This window comes from Arthrobacter sp. RT-1 (assembly GCF_003367205.1).
Lineage (GTDB): Bacteria > Actinomycetota > Actinomycetes > Actinomycetales > Micrococcaceae > Arthrobacter.
The window spans coordinates 445,505-465,062 of the sequence record NZ_QRGQ01000002.1; the positions used below are offsets into that span (position 1 = coordinate 445,505).

The 19,558-nt window shown below is 67.0% G+C and carries 18 protein-coding genes; 8 read left to right on the forward strand and 10 right to left on the reverse strand.

Annotated elements, in window-relative coordinates; all coding sequences use genetic code 11:
* Positions 1-46 precede the first annotated feature (46 nt).
* Positions 47-1,735 carry a DUF5671 domain-containing protein gene (locus DXK94_RS03445; protein WP_115523837.1) on the reverse strand — a complete coding sequence of 563 codons (1,689 nt, stop codon included), beginning with the start codon at positions 1,733-1,735 and terminating at the stop codon, positions 47-49.
* Positions 1,732-2,196: a hypothetical protein gene (locus DXK94_RS03450; RefSeq protein WP_115523838.1), complete on the reverse strand. Its 465-nt coding sequence runs from the start codon at positions 2,194-2,196 to the stop codon at positions 1,732-1,734. The genes DXK94_RS03445 and DXK94_RS03450 overlap by 4 nt, the downstream gene beginning before the upstream one ends.
* Positions 2,197-2,474: 278 nt before the next feature.
* Between DXK94_RS03450 and DXK94_RS03455 the strand changes: the two genes are divergently transcribed.
* The 3 genes from DXK94_RS03455 to DXK94_RS03465 all read left to right on the forward strand — a co-directional run bounded on the left by DXK94_RS03455 (position 2,475) and on the right by DXK94_RS03465 (position 6,116).
* Entirely contained in the window at positions 2,475-3,884 is a 1,410-nt protein-coding gene (locus DXK94_RS03455; RefSeq protein ID WP_115523839.1) for an MFS transporter, read from the forward strand.
* Positions 3,885-3,938: 54 nt separating this feature from the next.
* Positions 3,939-5,192, forward strand: coding sequence for a M24 family metallopeptidase (locus DXK94_RS03460; protein WP_115523840.1), 1,254 nt, complete (start codon positions 3,939-3,941; stop codon positions 5,190-5,192).
* A 72-nt stretch (positions 5,193-5,264) separates the two neighbouring features.
* Positions 5,265-6,116: an IclR family transcriptional regulator gene (locus DXK94_RS03465; protein ID WP_115523841.1), complete on the forward strand. Its 852-nt coding sequence runs from the start codon at positions 5,265-5,267 to the stop codon at positions 6,114-6,116.
* 8 nt (positions 6,117-6,124) lie between these two features.
* On the opposite strand, the gene DXK94_RS03470 is transcribed toward DXK94_RS03465, so the two are convergent.
* Entirely contained in the window at positions 6,125-7,693 is a 1,569-nt protein-coding gene (locus DXK94_RS03470) for a PucR family transcriptional regulator (protein WP_115523842.1), read from the reverse strand.
* 106 nt (positions 7,694-7,799) lie between these two features.
* On the opposite strand from DXK94_RS03470, the gene DXK94_RS03475 reads away from it, so the two are divergent.
* The 3 genes from DXK94_RS03475 (at position 7,800) to DXK94_RS03485 (ending at position 10,674) form a co-directional block, all read left to right on the forward strand.
* On the forward strand, positions 7,800-9,338 hold the full coding sequence (locus DXK94_RS03475) for a cytosine permease (protein WP_115523843.1): 1,539 nt from the start codon (positions 7,800-7,802) through the stop codon (positions 9,336-9,338).
* Between the two features lie 53 nt (positions 9,339-9,391).
* Positions 9,392-10,339, forward strand: coding sequence for a polysaccharide deacetylase (locus DXK94_RS03480; protein WP_115523844.1), 948 nt, complete (start codon positions 9,392-9,394; stop codon positions 10,337-10,339).
* 95 nt (positions 10,340-10,434) lie between these two features.
* The gene (locus tag DXK94_RS03485) at positions 10,435-10,674 is read left to right on the forward strand and encodes a hypothetical protein (protein WP_079595094.1); all 240 of its coding nucleotides are present in this window, start codon (positions 10,435-10,437) and stop codon (positions 10,672-10,674) included.
* Positions 10,675-10,880: 206 nt separating this feature from the next.
* Here the strand turns inward: DXK94_RS03485 and DXK94_RS03490 are convergent, their stop codons facing one another.
* The 6 genes from DXK94_RS03490 to DXK94_RS03515 form a co-directional block, all read right to left on the reverse strand.
* The gene (locus DXK94_RS03490) at positions 10,881-11,291 is read right to left on the reverse strand and encodes an Hpt domain-containing protein (protein WP_115523845.1); all 411 of its coding nucleotides are present in this window, start codon (positions 11,289-11,291) and stop codon (positions 10,881-10,883) included.
* Between the two features lie 229 nt (positions 11,292-11,520).
* Positions 11,521-12,894 (reverse strand): DUF3100 domain-containing protein, encoded by a 1,374-nt coding sequence (locus DXK94_RS03495; RefSeq protein ID WP_115523846.1) that lies wholly within the window; start codon positions 12,892-12,894, stop codon positions 11,521-11,523.
* Positions 12,891-14,117 (reverse strand): amidohydrolase, encoded by a 1,227-nt coding sequence (locus DXK94_RS03500; protein ID WP_115523959.1) that lies wholly within the window; start codon positions 14,115-14,117, stop codon positions 12,891-12,893. Before DXK94_RS03500 ends, DXK94_RS03495 begins: the two co-directional genes overlap by 4 nt.
* Before the next feature lie 32 nt (positions 14,118-14,149).
* Positions 14,150-15,697: an aldehyde dehydrogenase gene (locus tag DXK94_RS03505; protein ID WP_115523847.1), complete on the reverse strand. Its 1,548-nt coding sequence runs from the start codon at positions 15,695-15,697 to the stop codon at positions 14,150-14,152.
* A 44-nt stretch (positions 15,698-15,741) separates the two neighbouring features.
* Complete coding sequence (locus DXK94_RS03510) at positions 15,742-16,668, reverse strand: NAD(P)-dependent oxidoreductase (protein ID WP_115523848.1); 927 nt, start codon at positions 16,666-16,668, stop codon at positions 15,742-15,744.
* 34 nt (positions 16,669-16,702) lie between these two features.
* A complete protein-coding gene (locus DXK94_RS03515) occupies positions 16,703-17,617 on the reverse strand; it encodes a MurR/RpiR family transcriptional regulator (protein ID WP_115523849.1) in 915 nt (304 codons plus the stop codon).
* A 144-nt stretch (positions 17,618-17,761) separates the two neighbouring features.
* Between DXK94_RS03515 and DXK94_RS03520 the strand changes: the two genes are divergently transcribed.
* Positions 17,762-18,415 (forward strand): GPP34 family phosphoprotein, encoded by a 654-nt coding sequence (locus DXK94_RS03520; RefSeq protein WP_115523850.1) that lies wholly within the window; start codon positions 17,762-17,764, stop codon positions 18,413-18,415.
* Positions 18,416-18,512: 97 nt separating this feature from the next.
* Here DXK94_RS03520 and DXK94_RS03525 read toward each other — a convergent pair whose 3' ends face one another.
* Positions 18,513-18,935: a universal stress protein gene (locus DXK94_RS03525; RefSeq protein WP_079595087.1), complete on the reverse strand. Its 423-nt coding sequence runs from the start codon at positions 18,933-18,935 to the stop codon at positions 18,513-18,515.
* Positions 18,936-19,092: 157 nt separating this feature from the next.
* Here DXK94_RS03525 and DXK94_RS03530 point away from each other — a divergent pair, with 157 nt between their 5' ends.
* On the forward strand, positions 19,093-19,464 hold the full coding sequence (locus DXK94_RS03530) for a VOC family protein (protein WP_115523851.1): 372 nt from the start codon (positions 19,093-19,095) through the stop codon (positions 19,462-19,464).
* Positions 19,465-19,558: the final 94 nt, after the last annotated feature.

A 19,558-nucleotide genomic window follows, 5' to 3' on the forward strand; every position in this document is an offset into this window, starting at 1 on the left:
GCCAACGTCTCCGGTGATGCCGTTTGTTCCCGCGCGAGACGGACAGTCAGCGGCCTCTGGTGTCCACCGGAATCACGTCCACCCGGGCACCGGGACCGAGCACCACCAGGACGTGCCGCGCCGTAATGCCGTCCAAGGCCTTCACTACCTGCCCCATGCTCTCGTTGGACGCAGGGGAGGTGACCGGGTCCGGCGGGGAGGCGGCGCCGTCGTCCGTTCGGAGCCAGACGGTAACTTTTGCACCCCCGGTGGCCTCGGCAATTTCCTGAGCGAACCCCTCCGAACCGGGCCGGGCCACGAGCGTGACCTGGTCAATGGTCCTTGTCTGTGGCGGCGCAGCTGCCGCGAGAGCAGCACGGTCGCGCCGCCACAGGGCGAAGTGGTAGCCGGCCACCATCCCCGCGGCCACCAGGAGACCGAGCGGTCCGCGGATGCGGTCGATGGCGCTGCCGCCCGATACTTCGCCCAGGAGGAATTCGAAGATCCGGTATCCGATCACCAACAGGGCAATCAGGGCCACCACGGCACTGACCCCGAAGAACGCGATGAGGTAGATGCGCCTTCCGTGCGTGATCGCATCGGCGCTGTCTGGCTGCTTTGCAGGTTTCCATGCAAGCCACCAGACCGGGCCGCCCACCACCAGGGAACTGATGCCACCCAAGAGCAGGGTCCGCTCCGTGCCTCCGGCCAAGGGCGATACAGCACCGCCCAGCAACGAACTCACAATCACGCCAATGCCCGAGGCCGCCGCCGCCAGGGCCACCGCGGACGTCACCAGGAGGCTTCCCCGCCGGGTTTCACCGGACCGGTCCACCGACACGGCCCGGTGGTAGCGCCACACCACTGCCCCGATCGCAGCAGCGGCCAGCGCTGGGGCCAGGGGTTCGAGGAGTTTGCCCATCGGGTCTGCCCGGTCGAAGGCCAGCCTGAGGAGGACAAACAGCACCACTGCGCCGCCAGCCAGCGCCGTGATGCCGCCCGCGAAGATTCCGACGGCGATCATGCTCACGTCAACGAGGGCCGTCCGGAGCCTGTGGCCGCCCTCGTGGAACCAGTGCCACCACCACACCGAGCCTCCGCCGGCCGCCCACACCACTGACCGGAGCACGGAATACCACCATGGTTCCGCCCCGGTGATGGCAAGGCTGGCGCCCCGGATGGCGGTGTCGAGTAACCCGCCCAGCGCGGAAATCGCTGCAATCGTGCCGACGACCAGGCCATAAACGCTTCCGATGGTGGTCCGTACATCCTCCAGGTGGGCAGCCCCTTTGTCCGGATGCCTCCACATCCAGCGGTGCCACACCCAGACGGTGGCCCAGACCAGGCCGTTCGACAACAGGGACGCCCACTGGCCGCGTGGACTGCCGATGAGGGACGCCCCGAGTTGCAGCAGCGACGTGGTGGCGACGATCAGCGAGACGGTGTACATGCCGGCCAGGTACAGGCCCCAGGCGGCTGCGGCCCGCTCCGCCTCGTCGATCCTGCGCCACAGGAACCACCACAGGAGCAGGGCGAGCGGCCCGCCGATCAGGGTGAAGGCAAGTCCCCCGGCGAGGCCGGGAACATCCCGGGCTGCAAGCACTGCCCCCGACGCGAACAGACGCTCCAGCAACCCGCTGAAGCCGGAAGCCGCGATCATCACCAGGGCGAACAGCAGGGCGTACTGGATGAGGCGGCGCAGGGTGGTCTGTGCCCGGGTCAGGCCCGTCGACGCCGACACTAGCTGGGAACTCATGGCCTTGCCGGGACGCCAGCGCAGGAAAGAAGGGGGAACGGGGCCGCGTCCACCTTCCACCTGCCGTCGACCTTCACGAGTGAAAAGGCGTCCTCCGACTGATACTCGGAAGGGCCGAAGGGGCCGCCGTCAGAAGACTGCACGATGGACACGGTCACGGTGGCCGATTCCGCCCGTTCCCTGGTGGAGACCAGGACCACCCGGTCCGGTGGAGGCATGCCGTCGAATTTGCCCACGCACTGTGTCTGGGCGGCTGCTGTCAGGTATGAGCCCGCGGTTACGGTATCGCCGTCGATCACCGCAGCGCTGTACCGCTGCACCACCCCGGCAGGACTGGCCTCGTCCAGCGGTTCCGGTTCACCCCTCATAAACACGACGGCCAGCGCGACCGCCACCAGCACGCCGACAGTGGCAAGCAGAACGATGAGGATCCTGTCAGGTTTTCTCGCTGCACCGTTCATGCGGTCAGTATGAGCCTCCGGCATCACAATTACTGTCGCCTTTCAGCCGCGATTTGGTCACTTTTCAGCTTCCGCCAACCATAGTGACAACCATGTTGCTGTTGCTGCAACACAAACCCGCACCGCTACATCTCCGAGAGTTCATGGCAGAACCGGCCGGTCGAGCGGTAGAAGGGAAAACAAATCCACCAAACCCTCTTGACTGTGTGGTGGGTCACGGCCTACCTTGAAGCAACCGTGTTGCAACAAATGCAACTCCAACTTTCATTGGTGGACACATGAGCAACGAATCGAAAGCACCCGGGCCAGGAGTCATTGCCGATGACGCCAACGGTCCTGCTTCGGGTGCAGCCGCCGTACATGCCCCAGGCTCCGGCGTGACTGATCCAACTGGTGCCGTCAGCGTCGATGGACCGAGCAAGGACGTCCGGCGCCGCGTGATCGCGGCCAGCTTTATCGGAAACTTCGTGGAGTGGTTTGACTACGCCGTCTACGGCTACCTGGCCGTCACCATCGCCACGGTCTTCTTCCCTGAATCAGATCCCCAGACCGGCCTTCTGCTGACCTTCGCCCTTTTCGCGATTTCGTTCCTGGTCCGGCCTCTGGGCGGCTTCGTCTGGGGCCACATCGGCGACAAGGTGGGCCGGCGGACAGCCCTCTCCCTTTCCATCCTGATCATGTCCGGAGCAACCTTCTGCATAGCCCTGATCCCGGGTTACGACACCATCGGTATCTGGGCGCCCATCCTGCTCCTGATGATCAGGGTGGTCCAGGGCTTCTCCGCGTCGGGTGAATACGCCGGAGCGTCGGCATTCCTGGTGGAATACGCCCCTGCCAACCGACGCGGCCTGTATGCCGCCGTGGTTCCGGCCAGCACCGCGGCCGGCCTGCTCCTCGGCTCGCTGATGGCCGGCCTGCTGACAACACTCCTGTCTACTGACGCAATGCACAGCTGGGGCTGGCGCCTGCCGTTCCTGCTGGCGGCCCCGATGGGCCTCATCGGACGGTACATCCGGACGAAGCTGGAAGACACTCCCGTGTTCCGCGAACTTGCGGCCGAAGACCAAAAGGACAAGACACCTGTCTCCAGCCTCTTCCGGAACCACTGGCGCCAGCTGCTCCAGGCCGTCGGGGCCGTGCTGCTCAACGCCGTCGGCTTCTACGTGATCCTCAGCTACATGCCCACCTACCTGTCCTCGGAGCTGGGCCTGGGCGAAACCGAATCATTCCTGGCCACCACCATCGCGCTGGTCACCTACATCGGCTTCATCTTTCTCACCGGCATGCTCTCGGACCGCTACGGCCGCAAGAAGGTGCTCATCAGCGCATCGGTAGCCTTCATCCTCCTGACCGTCCCCGCCTTTGCACTCCTGGGAACCGGGAACTTCCTGGTCATCGTCCTGGTCCAGATCCTCCTGGGCGCCATGCTCACCCTGAACGACGGCACCCTGCCCAGCTTCCTGGCGGAAATGTTTCCGACCCGGGTCCGCTACAGCGGCTTCGCCGTCAGCTTCAACCTGTCCAACGCCCTGTTCGGCGGCACCGCCCCGTTCATGGCAACCCTCCTCATCGCGGCCACAGCCAGCGACCTGGCGCCGGCCTGGTACCTCGTCGCCGCCGCCGTCGTCTCCCTGATCGCCGTGGCCCTCTCCAGGGAAACCTGCAAAGAGCCCCTGCGCCACGAATAGCTTCCTTCCACAACCAGCAACACCTTAAGAAACTCAGACAGAAAGGCATCACCCATGACCACCACCGCCGAGAACATCTCCTCCATCGCCGAACTCGAGCGCCTCAAGGTCCTCCACAACGGATCCAAGGGCAAGCTCACGTTCTCCGACGCAGAGTTCGAGCGCCGCCTGGGCGGCCTCCGCCAGATCATGGCCGCAAAGAACCTGGACGCGGTCATCCTGACCAGCTACCACGGCATCAAGTACTACTCCGACTTCCTGTACACCACGTTCGGCCGCAACTACGCACTGGTGGTTACCGCCAATGATTCGGTGACGGTCACCGCCAACATCGACGCCGGCATGCCGTGGCGCACGTCCTACGGCGAGAACATCGTGTACACCGACTGGCGCCGTGACAACTTCTACTTCGGACTCCAGGAGGCCCTGCGTCAGCGCGGCGTCAAGGCCAGCCGCCTCGGCGTCGAGGACGACCTCCTGCCGGGCCTGACCCGCGAGAAGATCGCCGCAGCCTTCCCGGGCGCCGAACTCCTTGACGTCTCCCAGGACGCCATGCGCCAGCGCATGATCAAGTCCGCCGAGGAAATCGAAGTCATCAAGCACGGCGCCCGCATCGGCGACCTTGGCGGCGAGGCCATCCGTGCCGCGATCCGCGAGGGAATCACCGAGTACGAGGTGGCGCTGGCCGGTACCGAGGCGATGGTGCACGAGATTGCCAGGACCTTCCCGGACCGGGAAGTCCGCGACACCTGGGTGTGGTTCCAGTCCGGCATCAACACCGACGGCGCCCACAACTGGGCCACCACGCGCAAGCTCCAGCAGGGCGACATCCTCTCCCTGAACTGCTTCCCGATGACCTCCGGCTACTACACGGCCCTGGAACGCACCCTCTTCCTGGGCCAGCCGGATGAGCGCTCGCTGGAACTGTGGAACATCAACGTGGAGGTTCACAAGCGGGGCCTGGAACTCATCAAGCCCGGCGCCGTGTGCAAGGACATCGCCGCCGAGCTCAACGAGATCTACGTCAGCCACGGCCTGCTCGCCAACCGCACCTTCGGCTACGGCCACTCCTTCGGCGTCCTCAGCCACTACTACGGTCGCGAAGCCGGACTCGAGCTCCGTGAGGACATCGACACCGTCCTCGAACCCGGCATGGTGGTCTCCATGGAGCCGATGATCACGGTTATGGACGGCCTGCCCGGCGCCGGCGGCTACCGCGAGCACGACATCCTGGTCATCGGCGAGGACATGGTGGAGAACATCACCAAGTTCCCGTTCGGCCCGGAACACAACATCATCGGCGCGTAGGCGCCACAACCCGAAGCGGCGCCGCGGTCCACGTGGCGCCGTTTTCGGCGTCTCCGCCGAAGATAAGGAAAGATGATGGCTACCATGACCCCATCAGCAGCAAAGAACACGGACACCGATGCCCCGGCGGCGAACGGCAACGGCACCAACGGAAGCTCGGACACCAAAGGCGCCTCCGTCGTCGTCAACGCCATCGCCGTCCTGCGCACCTTCACCGCGGACGAGCCGCTGCTGGGCGTCACCGAGATCGCCAACCGCGTGGGCATGCACAAGAGCTCCGTTTCCCGGATCCTTGCCACCTTCGAGCAGGAAAATTTGGTGGAGCGGGACCCCGAGACCCGCCGGTTCCGCCTGGGCCTGGGGTTGATCGCCGTCGCCGGGCCCCTGCTGGCCGAGATGGAGGAACGGCGCGTGGCCTACCCGGTGCTCCGCCGGCTCACCGAGCAGACGGGGGAGACCAGCGCCCTCATGCTGTGGAACGGCGACGAAGCCATCTGCGTGGAGCAGATCGCCAGCCACCACCAGATCAAGCACACCACGCCGCTGGGCGCCCGCTACCGGGACGCGATGAGCGCCTCCGTCCAAGTCTTCCTGTCCACCCTGCCCGCCGAACGCGTCCGCGAACTGCTCCGCAGCGGAACCATCACCTACCCGGGAATGGACGACGCCGGCCTCGCGGCTTACGAGGCCCGGCTGCAGGAGGTCGCGGGCCGGGGATGGGCCGAGAATTACGGCGAATCCTCCATGGACGAGGTAGGGGTTGCCGCCCCCGTCCACGACCACCGCGGCGACGTGGTGGCCGTGGTGCTGGTCCCTGCGCCGCGCTTCCGCGTCTCTCGCGAGCGGCTGGAGAGCCTGGGCGAGGCCTGCGTTGCTGCCGCGGCGCAGGTGACCACCCGCCTGGGAGGACGCGCCGCGGGATAACGCTGCACCTAGGGCAGCACGGCCATCCGCGCCGCCAGGTGCAGGGCTGCCAGCCGGCCGGTGCCCCGCGGATCGCCCCCGCACAGCTCGAAGATCCGCTGCAGCCGGTGGTGCATCGACTGCCGCTCCAGGTGCAGTTCCCGCGCCGACTGCGCTGTGTTGCACCCGGAATCCAGCCACACCTGCAGGGTCTCCAGCAGCTGGGACTGGCGCTGCGCATCGTGGTCCAGCAGCGCCTTCAGGTGCCGGCTGACAAACGCCGCCCGCGCCGACGCCTCAATGCCTGTCAGGGCAAGGCTCTCGACGGCGGTGTCTTCCGCATCAATTACTACCAGGCCGCGGGACGGGTGCTGCCTGCGCGGGGATGCGTTCCGGCGGCGGATCTGCCGCACATCCAGGGCCCGGCGCGCTTCGGCCAGTGACCAGGCGGCTTCGGCCACCCCGGCTGCCGGCGGCCCCACTGCTATTGCTGCATCGTGGTCGCCGTCCACCCCTTCCAGGGACGCCAGGAGTTTCCGCCGCCCGCCGGCAGGATCGGCAGGGGGCAGCGCGATCATCACCACCAGCTCGGCATCGTCCAGGTAGGCGGCGCTGGGGATCCGGCTGGAGCTCAGGAATGACTCGATCACGCGGCGGAGCCTTTGGGGCGATGCGGCATGGATGGCCGCCACCACCGCCGGGGTATCCGCCGGAAATCCGGCACCCGGGGCCAGCTGCTCCAGGCGCCACGCCGGCGCGGCGGTCAGGACCGCCCGCATGAGTTCCGCCCCGGCCTGCGCATGCAGCCCCGGCGGCATGTGCTGCAGGAGCGCCAGGCCAAGGATGTCCACCGCACGGTCGCCGGCCACCCGCGCCAGGCCCGTGTCCACCCCGTCCGGAACGTCCACCTCCAGCCGGCCCATCAGCACGCCGCGGACGGGAATGTCCACGGTGATCGCTGTTCTCCCGGCCGCCTCTCCGCGGCCATCCTGCGCATCTTGGCCGCTGCCGCCGTCGTCCTTTTCCTGCCAGCCGGCCGGCACAGCGCTGCCCAGGGCAACGCCCCACGGCGAGACGAGCTTCACCGCCGAGCTGATGATGCCGGCCAGCACGCCAAGGATCTGGTCCAGCGACGCACCGTGCGCCAACTCCGCGGCCATGGCCCGGGTGGCGGCGTCGGCCTGCTGCAGGTGCCCCACGGATTCGCTCACCAGGATCGAGTTGATGGCCTGCATAACGCCGACGAACGGCACCACCTTGCGCAGCTCCACCACGGCCAGGCCGTGCTCCTTCGCCGCCTCCAGCATGTCCGCGGGGATCTCCGGCAGCACGCCGCCGGTCTCCACGGCGAGGGCAGCAATGCCGCGCTGCGCCAGTTCGCGGACGTAGGCGGCCCGCTTCTCCGCCGTTGCCGATGCGAGGGTAATGCCGCCGCACAGCAACAGCTCGCCGCCGCGCAGCAGGGGAGCGATGTCCAGCACCTCGCTGGAGTGGACCCAGCGCACCGGGTGCTCCGCCATGGCGCCGGGGGAGTGGACCACGGGATCGGCGGCAGCAAGGACCGGGTGGGCGAGAATATCGCCGAGGGAGACTGACATGACGTTCCGTATGGATTAGTAGTGATGTGTTAGACACATCGTATCTTGTTGCTTGTGATGGGTGCCACATAGCCTTGAAGTACTCATTCACCTCCTGGAGGCTCCCATGCACGAAAAGCTTTCTTCAGCAGCGCAAAGGCGCGCTGCTGCCGCAGGAAACCAGAGCACGCAAAGCCACAGCACTGAAGACCACGAAGCCTGGCTCCAGCCCATTCCCGAGTCAGCGCGGACCCGCAAGGTATCCGGCCAGTTCTGGATCTGGGCCGGCGCCAACCTGGCACCCATCAACTGGGTGCTCGGGGCACTCGGAATCCACCTCGGGCTTGGCTTCGCCGACACGGTCACCGTCCTGGTCCTGGGCAACCTGATCGGCATGCTCCTCTTCGGCTGTTTCGTCCTTCTCGGCCAGAAAACCGGCGCCACCGGCATGGTCCTGGCCCGCGCGGCATTCGGCCGGCGCGGCAACTACCTGCCGGCCGCCATCCAGGCACTGTTGGTCATCGGGTGGTGCGCGGTCAACACCTGGATCATCCTGGACCTGGTGATGGCACTCTTCGGAACCCTTGGCTGGGTGGACCCGGAAGCCCAGAACTACGCCTGGAAGATCGGCGTCGCCACCGCCATCATGGCCGCCCAGGTGGCCATCGCCTGGTTCGGCTACAAGGCCATCGCCGCCTTTGAAAAGTGGACGGTTCCGCCCACCATCATCATCCTGGCCGTTATGTCCGCGGTGGCCTGGTTCGGCATGGAGATCGACTGGGGCTACGCCGGTCCGGCCGGCCAGGTCCTGGAAGGCTCCGAGCGCATCGCCGCGATGAGTGCCGTGATGACCGCCATCGGCATCGGCTGGGGCATCACCTGGTTCACCTACGCGGCCGACTACTCCCGCTTCGTCAGCACCGAAGTGCCCAAGCGCAAGGTCTACCTGGCCTCCGTCCTGGGCCAGTTCATCCCGGTGGTCTGGCTCGGAGTGCTGGGCGCCAGCCTGGCCACGAACAGCGGCGAGGTGGACCCCGGCAAGCTCATCGTGCAGAACTTCGGCGTCCTGGCACTGCCGGTCCTGCTGATGGTGCTCCACGGCCCCATCGCCACCAACATCCTGAACATCTACACCTTCTCGGTGGCTACCCAGGCTTTGGACATCTCCATCAGCCGCCGCAAACTGAACCTTTTCGTCGGCGTCTTCTCCCTCATCGCCGTCGTCTTCTTCATCTTCCAGGAGGACTTCGCCGCGGTCCTCGATGCCTGGCTGATCGGCCTGGTGGCCTGGGTGGCCGCCTGGGGCGGCGTCATGCTGGTGCACTACTTCTGGCTGGACAAGCGCTGGCCGGGGGATCCCGAGCGGCTGTTCGACGGCGTCGGCACGGGCAGGCTGCCCAGCATCAACTGGGCGGGTGTCACCTCCCTCCTGGCCGGCATCTTCGCCACGTGGCTGTTCATGTACGGCCTCATCCCCGTCATGCAGGGCCCCATCGCCGTGGCCCTGGGCGGCTGGGACCTGTCCTGGCTGGCAGGCGGCCTGACCAGCGCCGCCGTCTACGCCGTCCTCGGACCGCGGGCCCACGTCCGGTACATCGGCGTCGAGAACAAGGACGTTCCACAGCCCCAGAGCGCCGGCAGCACCCCCGTCATCCCGGTCCTCTGACCGTTCCCTACCTATCCCTGGCGGGCGCCGTGCGCCCGCCGAAAGGATCCATCGTGAACCAGCCCGCCATCGCGGACCTCCTGCACCCGATCACCTGGCCCGAGGGCTTCAAGGCCGCAGCGTCCTTCACGTTCGACGTGGATGCCGAGTCCTGCACCATCGCCCACGATCCCGCCAGCACCCGCCGGATGTCGCTGATGACCCACCAGTCCTACGGTCCCAAGGTCGCAGTGCCGCGGCTCCTGAAGATCCTGGAGCGGCAGGACATCCAGGCCACCTTCTTCATTCCCGGCTTCACCGCCGAGTCCTACCCGGATGTGGTGCGGCGGATCGTGGACGGCGGGCACGAGGTGGCGCACCACGGCTACCTCCACGAACCCATGCAGGGCATTGACGCCACCACCGAGGCCGCCTACCTGGACCGCGGCCTGGAGGCGCTTGCGAAGGTAGCGGGCGTCCGCCCCGTAGGCTACCGGGCGCCGTGGTGGGAGCTGAACTGGCACTCACCCGGCCTGCTGGCCGACCGCCGGTTCCTCTACGATTCGAGCCTGCTCGACGGCGACGCGCCCTACCGCTTCGCCGTCGCCGCGGACGATCCCCGGGACATCGTGGAGATCCCCGTGGACTGGACCCTGGACGACTGGGAACAGTATGCCTTCTACCCCGGCGTGACCGGCAGCGGCGTCATCGAAAGCCCTGCAAAGGTCCTGGAGATGTGGACCCTCGAGGCCGAGGCCCACCTCTCCCAGGGCAGCTGCTTCGTCCTGACCAACCACCCGTTCATCTCCGGCCGGCCCTCCAAAGCCGTGGCCCTGGAGCAGCTGATCGAGCGCGTGGCGGGCATGGACGGCATGTGGGTGACCACCATGGAGAAGATTGCCGAGCACACCAAGGCGACCGTCAACGAAATCCACACACACGCCCGGATCGAGGTGCCCACCTTCCCGGGCGCCGGCGCCCGGTTCGAACCGGCCGGAGTGCGTGAAGCGCTGCTGAAGTAAGGCATGGGAGGACGGACGACGGCGGGAGGTTCCCGCCGTCGTCCTTTCCCTTGTGCGGTTCTTGACGGCTCGAAAAACCATGGTGACGATGGGGTATGACTGAGTCGACAGATACCCCGGATGCCCCTTTTGACGACGACAGTGCGGAGGACGTCTCCCACACCGAGACGCCCGAAAGCATCGCAGAGGAAGTTAAGGACGAGATCCGCCTGGGCCATGTCCAGGACGACGTAAGCCACGTGCTCGAGGAACGTTTCGAGGAGGAAGGCATCGACATGCGTCCCGAAGAGGTTGACGAACTCGCCGAAGAAATCGAGAGGGACGCCTCCACCTGACGCTTCCAGGAGCTGACCACGGCGGGAGCCGGGCCCGGATAACATTTAAGCGGTGCGGGGTGCGGGCTCGAAACGGCAGGGAACAACCTGGATTAGTGCGCTGGCCGTGTTGGGCGCATGGCTCCCCGGAGTAATACCAATGATCCAGGTGGCCCGCTCCCCAGCCCTTGACCGCTATGGCGGATGAGCCCCTGCGGGGGAAGAAGTCAGTTCCTGCCGGGCCGTTCCTGGAGGTGGGCCTGCAGGAGGTTGGTTGTCCGCTGCGCGCACTGCTTGATGCCGCGAAGATGGTCCGCCGCCAGCCGGGGCAGGGCGATGGCGGGGTCGGAGTTGCGGGACTCCTCCCGGATGTTCAGTTCCAGGTCGAGGGCAAGGCTTGCGAGGCGTTCGGCGCCCACCATCTGGCTTGAGGTCTTCAGGCTGAGAACGGCATCAATGGAGCCGGGAAGGTCCCCGGTGGTGAGGGCAAGGCGCAGCCGCTGGAGCCGATGGGGCAGGTGCGCAGTGAAGTCCTGCACAAAGACCCGCCAGACACCCTCATCGTCATCAAGGTCGGCGCGCAATCTTGCCAGGACTGTCTTGTCCAGGAGGGGCCGGACGTCGCCGTCGTCGGTCATGGCCCGCCGCCCGGGATGCCACCGTCATGCCCCATAGCGCCTCCGGCCCGTCAGACCTCCTGCGCGCACGGTGCCGCAGGACTTCTAACGGACGCTACGGGGGAGCGGGGGAGCGGGCATGCGTGGTGTGTACTCGACTTTCAGCCGCCCGACTCTTGGATGGCTGCCTTCCTCGAGTCCCGCATGCCCGCTGCCCTACTGCCAGAGCCCCCTTACTGCCAGAGACTCCTTACTGCCACAGACCCAGTGCGAACTCCGCGATCACGGTGGAGAGCAGGAAGGACGCCGTGATGGCCACCAGGCCCACGGGGATGATCTTCCACCCAATGTTCTTCAGCAGCGGGATGTCCTTGCCCAGGGACAGACCGGCGAGCGTCAGCATCACCGTGGCGATGGACAGGAAGTCCACGGTCTTGACCGCGGCGTTGAGTGCTTCGGCCGCGAAGAACCAGGGGCTGGAAATGTACGCGCCGAGGGTGGTGACGAAGATGATGGCCGAGATCTTCCGGGTGGCCTTGGCCAGCGCGATGCTCACCAAAACCAGGGCCAGCATGATGGCATACCCGGCCACAATGCTCAGGCTGAACCCCTTGGCCGCCACGGACGCCGTGCCGATGCCCAGGATCGTCAGCACGGACAGGGACAGCCACAGCGGCAGTCTCATGGCAGCCGAGGACTCCGCAACGCGCTCGCGGAACCGGCGGTTCTCCTCTGCCTGCGCTGCCTCACGGTCAAGGTCCGCGACGGTGCGTTCGGCGGGGGCGCCTGCCGTAACAGCGGCTTCCTGGCGGGCTTCCTGCTTGCGGGTCAGTGCTTTGTAGAACCGGTCAGCCAGCGGCAGCGCGATATAGATGCCCACGTAGACGCCCAGCACGGTGGTGATCAGGTTGGACACGGCGGCCATGCCCAGGATGGCCTCCTGGTCCGCAGGGTAGGCGGCCACGATGCTGGCCGCGGAGGCCGCCATCATGGATCCGGACCCCACGCCGGCGCCCATGGCCAGGGCCAGCGGATCGAAGATCTTCCAGTTTGCCACCAGGGACGTCAGCAGCGTGATGAACACGGCGCCGAACAGCGTGCCGAAAACGTACATCGCCAGCACGCCGCGGTACTGGTCCGAATCCGGCCCGTACTTCTCGGACACCATGGCGAAGGACGGCTCACGGTCCAGGGAGAACGTGGCGCCCACGGTCGCCTTGCCCATCCGGAGCAGCACGGCCAGCGGCAGGGCCAGCACGATGGTGCCCAGCAGGTGGCCCACTTCCTGGAGGAGCAGCGCCGGGCCTGCCTTGAGCAGCGTGGGCAGGCTGGGCCCGATGTTGAAGGCCAGCCGGGCCACCAGGAGCAGCACGGCGACGCCCACCAGGGCCGCGGCAACGCGCTGAAGGTCAAGGCCCAGGGGCTTGAATTTCTGGACCGAGACCAGCAGGCCCAGGATGAGGCCCCACACCATGGGGAAGATGATGATGGCGCCGATTCCGACGTCGATTTTCGCCTGCCCGATGAACTGGACCGCCAGCGCAATGACGAAGGCCAGAGCGGCAATGGGGACCGTCAGCCTGGTGCCGGCCTTGTCGATCCGGGCCGTTTTGGTAGTGCTCATGATGTGCCTTCCTGGGTGACAGTGCGACGGCGGTACGCGGCTTGGGTGAAGCGCTCCCGCTCGGTGGGGGTTGTGGCGGCGCCGGCGACGGTCCAGGCCAGCGCGGTGGCCGCCTGGAACATCACCCCGTATGCCTCGGAGGAATCCGCAAGCGCGGCGAACGCATGCGAGTGGATGGGTACGTTGGCGCCCGGAATGCTCAGCCAGGGGTGAAGGGACGGGATGACCTGGGAGATGTTGCCCATGTCGGTAGAGCCGCCGCTCAGTCCGGAGGAGCGGGACGTGTCCTTGCCGAACGCGTTCATCGCGTCGGTCCAGTGGGCTGCGAGGGTGTCGTCCTGCAGCAGCGGTTCGTAGAGCGGCTCGGCCTCCTCGATCACCAGGGTTGTGCCGGTAGCCAGCGCGGCGCCTTCGAAGCAGTTCCGGACGCGTTGATGCAGGGCCTCGTATTCCGGCAGCGTAAAGGCCCGGCACTCGAACTGGACCACGGCTTTTTCGGGGATGATGTTGGTGACGTGCCCGGCCTCGGCCACGAAGCAGGCGATCCGGTGGTCGGCGGGGATCTGCTGGCGGAGCAGGCCGATGGCCACCTGGCTCAGCACGGCGGCATCCGCGGCGTTGATGCCCTGGTGCGGGGCCGCCGCCGCGTGGGCGGCTTTGCCGGTGAACGTTGCCTGGTATCGGCCCACGGCCTGCGCGCTGGTGCCCGCCGGGTTGTAGGTGATTCCGTCCTGGACGGGATGGACCATCAAAGCCAGCCCCACGCCGTCGAACGCCCCGCGCTCCAGCATCAGCGCCTTGCCGCCGCCGTGCTCCTCGGCAGGGGTGCCGATGGCTTTCAGGGTGATGCCCAGCTCGTCCACGAAAGGCCGCAGGGCAAGGGCGGCGGCCACGGACGCGCCGGCGATCAGGTTGTGCCCGCAGGCATGTCCGATCTCCGGCAGTGCGTCGTATTCCACACACAGGGCCACGGTGAGGTCCCCGGTCCCGGCGCCCGCACTGAACGCCGTGGCCAGGCCGCCGGTGCCGCGCTCCACCTCGAACCCGCCCTCCTCCAGCAGGGCCGCGAGGGCCTCGGCCGAGCGGACCTCCTCGAAGGAGATTTCCTTGAGCGCGTGGATCTCCTTCGCCACGGCCTGGACGCGGGGTCTCCAGCGTTCGACGGCGTCCGCCAGGGCGGCGCGGAGGGCACCTGTTGCGGTGGTTGTGTCAGTCAGTTCCATGGACATCTCCCTTGATCTGGCGGGGCTTTCCTTTAGTAGGACAGGGACGGGAACGGCGAGCCGGCCGCGCGGGTGGGCACCCAGACGGCCTTGGTCTGCGTGTACTCGTCTAGGACGCCCGGGCCGGAGGAGCGCCCGTGGCCGGAGTCGCCGAAGCCGCCGAAGGGAACTGCCACGTGGATCGTTTTATAGGAGTTGATCCAGAACGTGCCGGCCTTCACCTCCCGGGCGATGTGGTGGGCGCGGGATACATCGGAGGTCCACACCGCGCCAGCCAGGCCGAAGTTGGTGTTGTTGGCGCGGGCGATGGCCTCAGCCTCGGTATCGAACGCGTCGGCGCCCACCACCGGTCCGAAGACCTCCGTGGTTTCCAGGCGGTTGGCCGGTGTGACGCCGTCGAGCAGCGTGGGCATAACCCAGTGTCCGCCTGCGAGGCCTGACCCGGCCAGTGCCTCCGGAAGCGCGGCCCCGGTGAGCCGGCGGCCGCCGTCGTCCATGCCGGCCGCGATGAGGGTGTTGACGGTGGCGAACTGCTGGGCGGTGATGATGGGGCCCACCTCGGTGTCCGCGCTGAATGGGTCTCCCACGCGCAGCCGTGCGGCTTTCGCGGCGACCATCTCCACGAACTGGGCGTGCACGCTGCGCTCCACCAGGAGCCGTGACCCGGCAACGCAGGACTGGCCCGCACCCGAGAAGATCGCCGAGATGGCGCCGTCCGCGGCGCGGTCCAGGTCGGCGTCGGCGAACACGATGTTGGCGCTCTTGCCGCCGAGCTCCAGCAGGGCGGGAATTCCGGCCTGGGCGGCGGCGACGGCAACGCGGCGCCCGGTGGGGACGGAGCCGATGAAGCTGACCTTGCCCACGCGCCGGTCCGTGGTGAGGGTGGCGCCGACGGTCTGGCCGAGCCCGGCGGCCACGTTGAAGACGCCCGCTGGGAGACCGGCTTCGTGGGCGATCTCGGCGAGCCGGACCGAGGAGGCCGGGGTGAATTCGCTGGGCTTGATGATCACGGCGTTGCCCGCGGCCAGGGGAGCGGCGGAGTTCCAGCCGGCCGTGAACAGGGGAGCGTTCCACGGGGTGATGGCGACGACGACGCCCCACGGCACGCGCTCCGTGTAGGTGTGCCAGTTCCCGGGAACCGGGATGGTCTGGCCGGTCAGTTTGTCCGCCCAGCCGGCGTAGTAGCCGAACATTTCGGCCACCTTGGCGGCCTCCACCCGGGCGTCCCGGATGGGTTTGCCCGTGGTGGCGGACTCCAGGATGGCCAGCTCTTCCCCATGCTGTTCCACGGCGCGGCTGACGTTGCGGAGGATGGCGGCCCGCTCGAAGCCGTTCATCGCGCCCCAGACGGCCGCGCCCGTCGTCGAACTTTCCAGGATGGCCTCGGCGCCTTCGGGGCCTGCGTCCGCATAGGTGGCAAAGGCTTCGCCGGTGGCGGCTGCAGTGAGCGTGATGCCCTCGCCGCTGCCGGGAAGGGTGCGGCCGTCGACGAACGCGCCCAGGCCGCCCGGGAATGCTGCGTCAAGGACTGCTTTGGCGGTTGCTGCCGAGGAGGAGGTTGGTGCTGTGGTGATGCTCAAGGTGGGGTCCTTTGGTGCTGGGGATGAGGGGCCGATTCCGGGGGTCAGACAGGGGATGTGGTGCCGGCAGGGGTGGCGGCGCCGGGTGCTCCCGCCGGGGTGACGGCCGGGGCAACCACGCGGGCGATTTCCGTGAAGTCCGCTCGCGGCCCGAGGACTGCCAAGGCGTCCTGCCACTGGCTGGCGACGGCGGCGAGCAGGGACGGCGTCTCGCCGATCTGTGCGGCAACATCCACTGCGAGGGCTGCATCGCGGGCCATGAGGCCCAGCGAGAAGCCGGAATCGTGCGTCCCGCTGAGCACCCAGTTGGGGTACATGTTCGCGGAGACCTTGCTGCCGCCGGAGGCTTCACTGATGCTTGCCGCAGCTTTGGCGGGGTCGATGCCGTAGGCCTTCGCAACGCCCAGGGCTTCGCCCACGGAGGCCAGGTTGGCCGCCGCGAGGACGTTATTAAGGAGCTTGACCACGTTGCCGCTGCCGGGGCCACCGATGTGGCTGTACTTGCCGCCGGTGAGTGCCAGCAGGACGGGTTCGGCTGCTTTAAGGGCGACTTCGGTGGCGCCGACGAAAGCGCTCAGCGACCCTGTTCCGGCGCCGTCGCGGCCGCCGGAGACCGGGGCGTCAACGAAGGCTGCTCCCTGGGCTTCGGCGAGTTCGGCCATCTGCTTGCTGGTGGCCGGCTCGGAGGTGGTGGTGTCGATGATGGCGACCGTCCCGGGTGCTGCCAGGAGCTGGGGGACTGTTGTTTCCACGATGCTGGCGGCGGGCAGGGAGAGCACGGCATAGGGGGTTCCGGCGACGTCCCCGAGGGTGGCGGTGGTGGTGATGCCGGCTGCTTCCGCTGCTGACCGTGCCGTGTCCGAGGGGTCGAAGCCGGTGACGTCCCAGCCGGCCTTGTGCAGGGTGGCGGCCATTGCTCCGCCCATGGCGCCGAGGCCGATGACGGCGATCCGCCGGGTGTTCTGGTTCATGGGGAGGCGCTCCTGAAGTGCTGGATAGAGGGAGTTAGTCGAGGTAGATGTCCAGGTCTTTCCACAGCTGCTGGGTGCGGCGGATGGCGGCGCGGCTGCGTTCGGGGTGCGCCGCCTCCATGCCGGCCAGCAGGCCGTAGACCAGGGAGTTTGCGGCGGTGACGGACTGGAAGAAGGAGATGCCTTCCGAGGCCACCACCAGCAGGTGGTCGGCCACGGCTGCCAGGCGGCCCCGGCGCATGTCGCTGATGGCGATGACCGTGGCGCCGGCCTGCTTGGCGGCTTCGGCGGCCACGATGATCTGCCGGACCGAACGCCACATGTTGATGACCACCAGCACGTCTCCTTCGCCGAGGGTGTTGGTGCTGGAGGCCAGGTGCACGCCGCCGCGGTTCTCCAGGGAGATGGGGTACCCCATCGTGGCGCCGAGGTGGGCCATCACGCTGGCGGGACCGGCGAATGAGCCAATCCCGACGACGGTGATGGACTTGGCGGCGGCCATTGCCGCAATGGCGGCCTCGGCGTCGTCGGCTGTGTTGGAGTCCAGCGTCAGGCGGAGGTTCTCGATGTCGTGGTTCAGGGCGTCGTGGAGGGGGCTGCGGTGCTCGCCGTGTTCGGTGAGCGTGTCCTCCGTGGAGATCATCACCAGGTACCGGGAGCGCAGTTCCCGCTGGAGGTCCGGCCAGCCGCGGTAGCCAAGGTGCTGGGCCGCACGGACCACGGTGGAGCTGTTGACGTCCGCGCGCTGGGCGATCTCGGCGATGTCCGCGTAGGAGGAAAGCTGGGGGTTGCGGGCGATGACCTCCACCACCCGGCTCTGGGCCTTGGTGAGTGGGACGTCCGGAAGCGCGTCGCCGAGCCAGGCCTGCGAACTGTTCCCGGCACCCGTGGTTCCGGCGTCTGTGGTTCCGGCGTCGGCGGCCTCCACTTCTGCGGCGTTCGTGTTCAAGGACCACCCGTTCTGTAGTGCAGATCACTCTGCAAGGCTGATTGCATTAAATGTACTCTGCAATTTCGCTTGCTGCTAGTGCTCCGCGTTTCCACCGCGTAAATCGTCATTGTGGTGGGGGTCCGACGGCGGGACCATGGACGTATGGATGCTCAATCTCCGAGGGCCCGGGAGCTGAACCTTCCGCAGGCATTCCTCCTACTGGCAACAAATGACGCGGACGGCGAGCCCGATGTGCCGCAGCCCTTCCTCCAGGCCGGCGTGGCCGGTGCCATCCTGGCCGAGCTGGATCTGCTGGGTGCCATCGAACTGCAGGGCAGGCACGTCCGGGCAACCGGCATTGCGGTCGAGTCGGATTTCCAGCAGCAGCTGGACCTGATCCGGCACAAGTCACGGCCACACACGCCCAAGCGCTGGGTTTCCATGCTGGAAAGCCGTGCCGAGGTGCACCGGATCTATGAGGGCATGGCGGCGCTGGGCATCGTGCAGCATGTGGGCGAGAAGCATCTGGCGCTGTTCAGGACCACGCGGTATCCGGAAAAGGACCATGCTCCGGAGGCGGCACTGCTCCAGAAGGTTTCGGCAGCAATGGCTGCCGGGTCGGTGGAACCTGCGGTGGTCGATCCACGGACCAACGCGCTGATCGCACTCCTGCACGCGGTGGGGCTGCTGGAGAGGCTGTTCCCGGAGGCCGATCGCGGCCGTGCCCGGGAATTGACGTACAGCCATTGGCCTTCCCATGCTGTGGTCGAGGAGCTCCGCTCGGTCAGGCTGGCGGAGGCGGAAGCCGCGACCTAAACACCCTTCGCTGCCGCGAGGAACTCCGCCGCTGGCGCTTGAAACAAGCGAACGACGGCGGGAGGTTCCGTCGTCGTTCGCTTGCCTGGCTCAGCTGTCAGTCGTCGTACGTGTTGGCGATGTACACATCGCACGGGGCGTTGTGCGCCACGCTGTTGGCGACGCTGCCCAGGAGCCGGCCGATGCCGCGCATCCTGCGGTTGCCCACAACGATCAGCCGGGCGTCCAGGCGGATGGCTTCCCTGATCAGGGAATCTGCCGGTTTGCCGCGGGCTGCCGAGTAAGTAATTTTCGGCCCCTGTCCTGATTTGCCCAGTTCGTTCGCCACGATTTCGGCGCTGTCGGCGTTCGAAATCCGCACCGTGTCCGAGCCGCTGCCGAAGACTTCGGCGTTCTCGGTCTCGAACGCGGTCACTACGTGAAGCGAAGCTCCCAGGGATTCCGCCAGGTCCCTGGCAACTTCCGCGGCTTTCCTGGCCGACTGGCTGGCGTCCACTCCTACAACAACTACTCCGCTCATTCCTGGCTCCCTTGCTCTTGGTGTGGCTATGGTCCTTGGCCAGTTTAGAGAACCGGGTTCCGGTACCGGCCGGATTGCTGAAAGTTTCATCCGTGAGTCCATGCCACGCGCCGTATCATCAAGAGGCATCAGCCCGTCCCGGAGAGTGGAGCACCACATGCAGCTCGGCGCGTTCTCAGTCAGCCTGACCGTCAAGGACCTTGCGGCGTCGGCCGCGTTCTACGAGAAACTCGGCTTCAGCAGTTTCGGCGGTGACATGTCGCAGAACTGGCTCATCCTGAAGAACGGCGAGACCGTCATTGGCCTGTTCCAGGGAATGTTCGAGAAAAACATGCTCACGTTCAACCCGGGCTGGAACCAGAATGCCGAGCCGCTGGACTCCTTCACCGATGTGCGCGAGCTGCAGCGGGAGCTCAAGGAGCAGGGCGTGGAATTTGTTGCGGAGGCCGACCCAGGAAGCACGGGACCGGCGAGCTTCATCGTTGTGGACCCGGACGGCAACCCGGTCCTCGTCGATCAGCACCGGTAGAGGCTCACGCGCGCCGGTTCCGGGGCATGTCCTGCTCCCGAATCAGCGGGTCCGGAGGGGCGCCTCCCCAAACGCTTTCCCTGCTACAGGAATC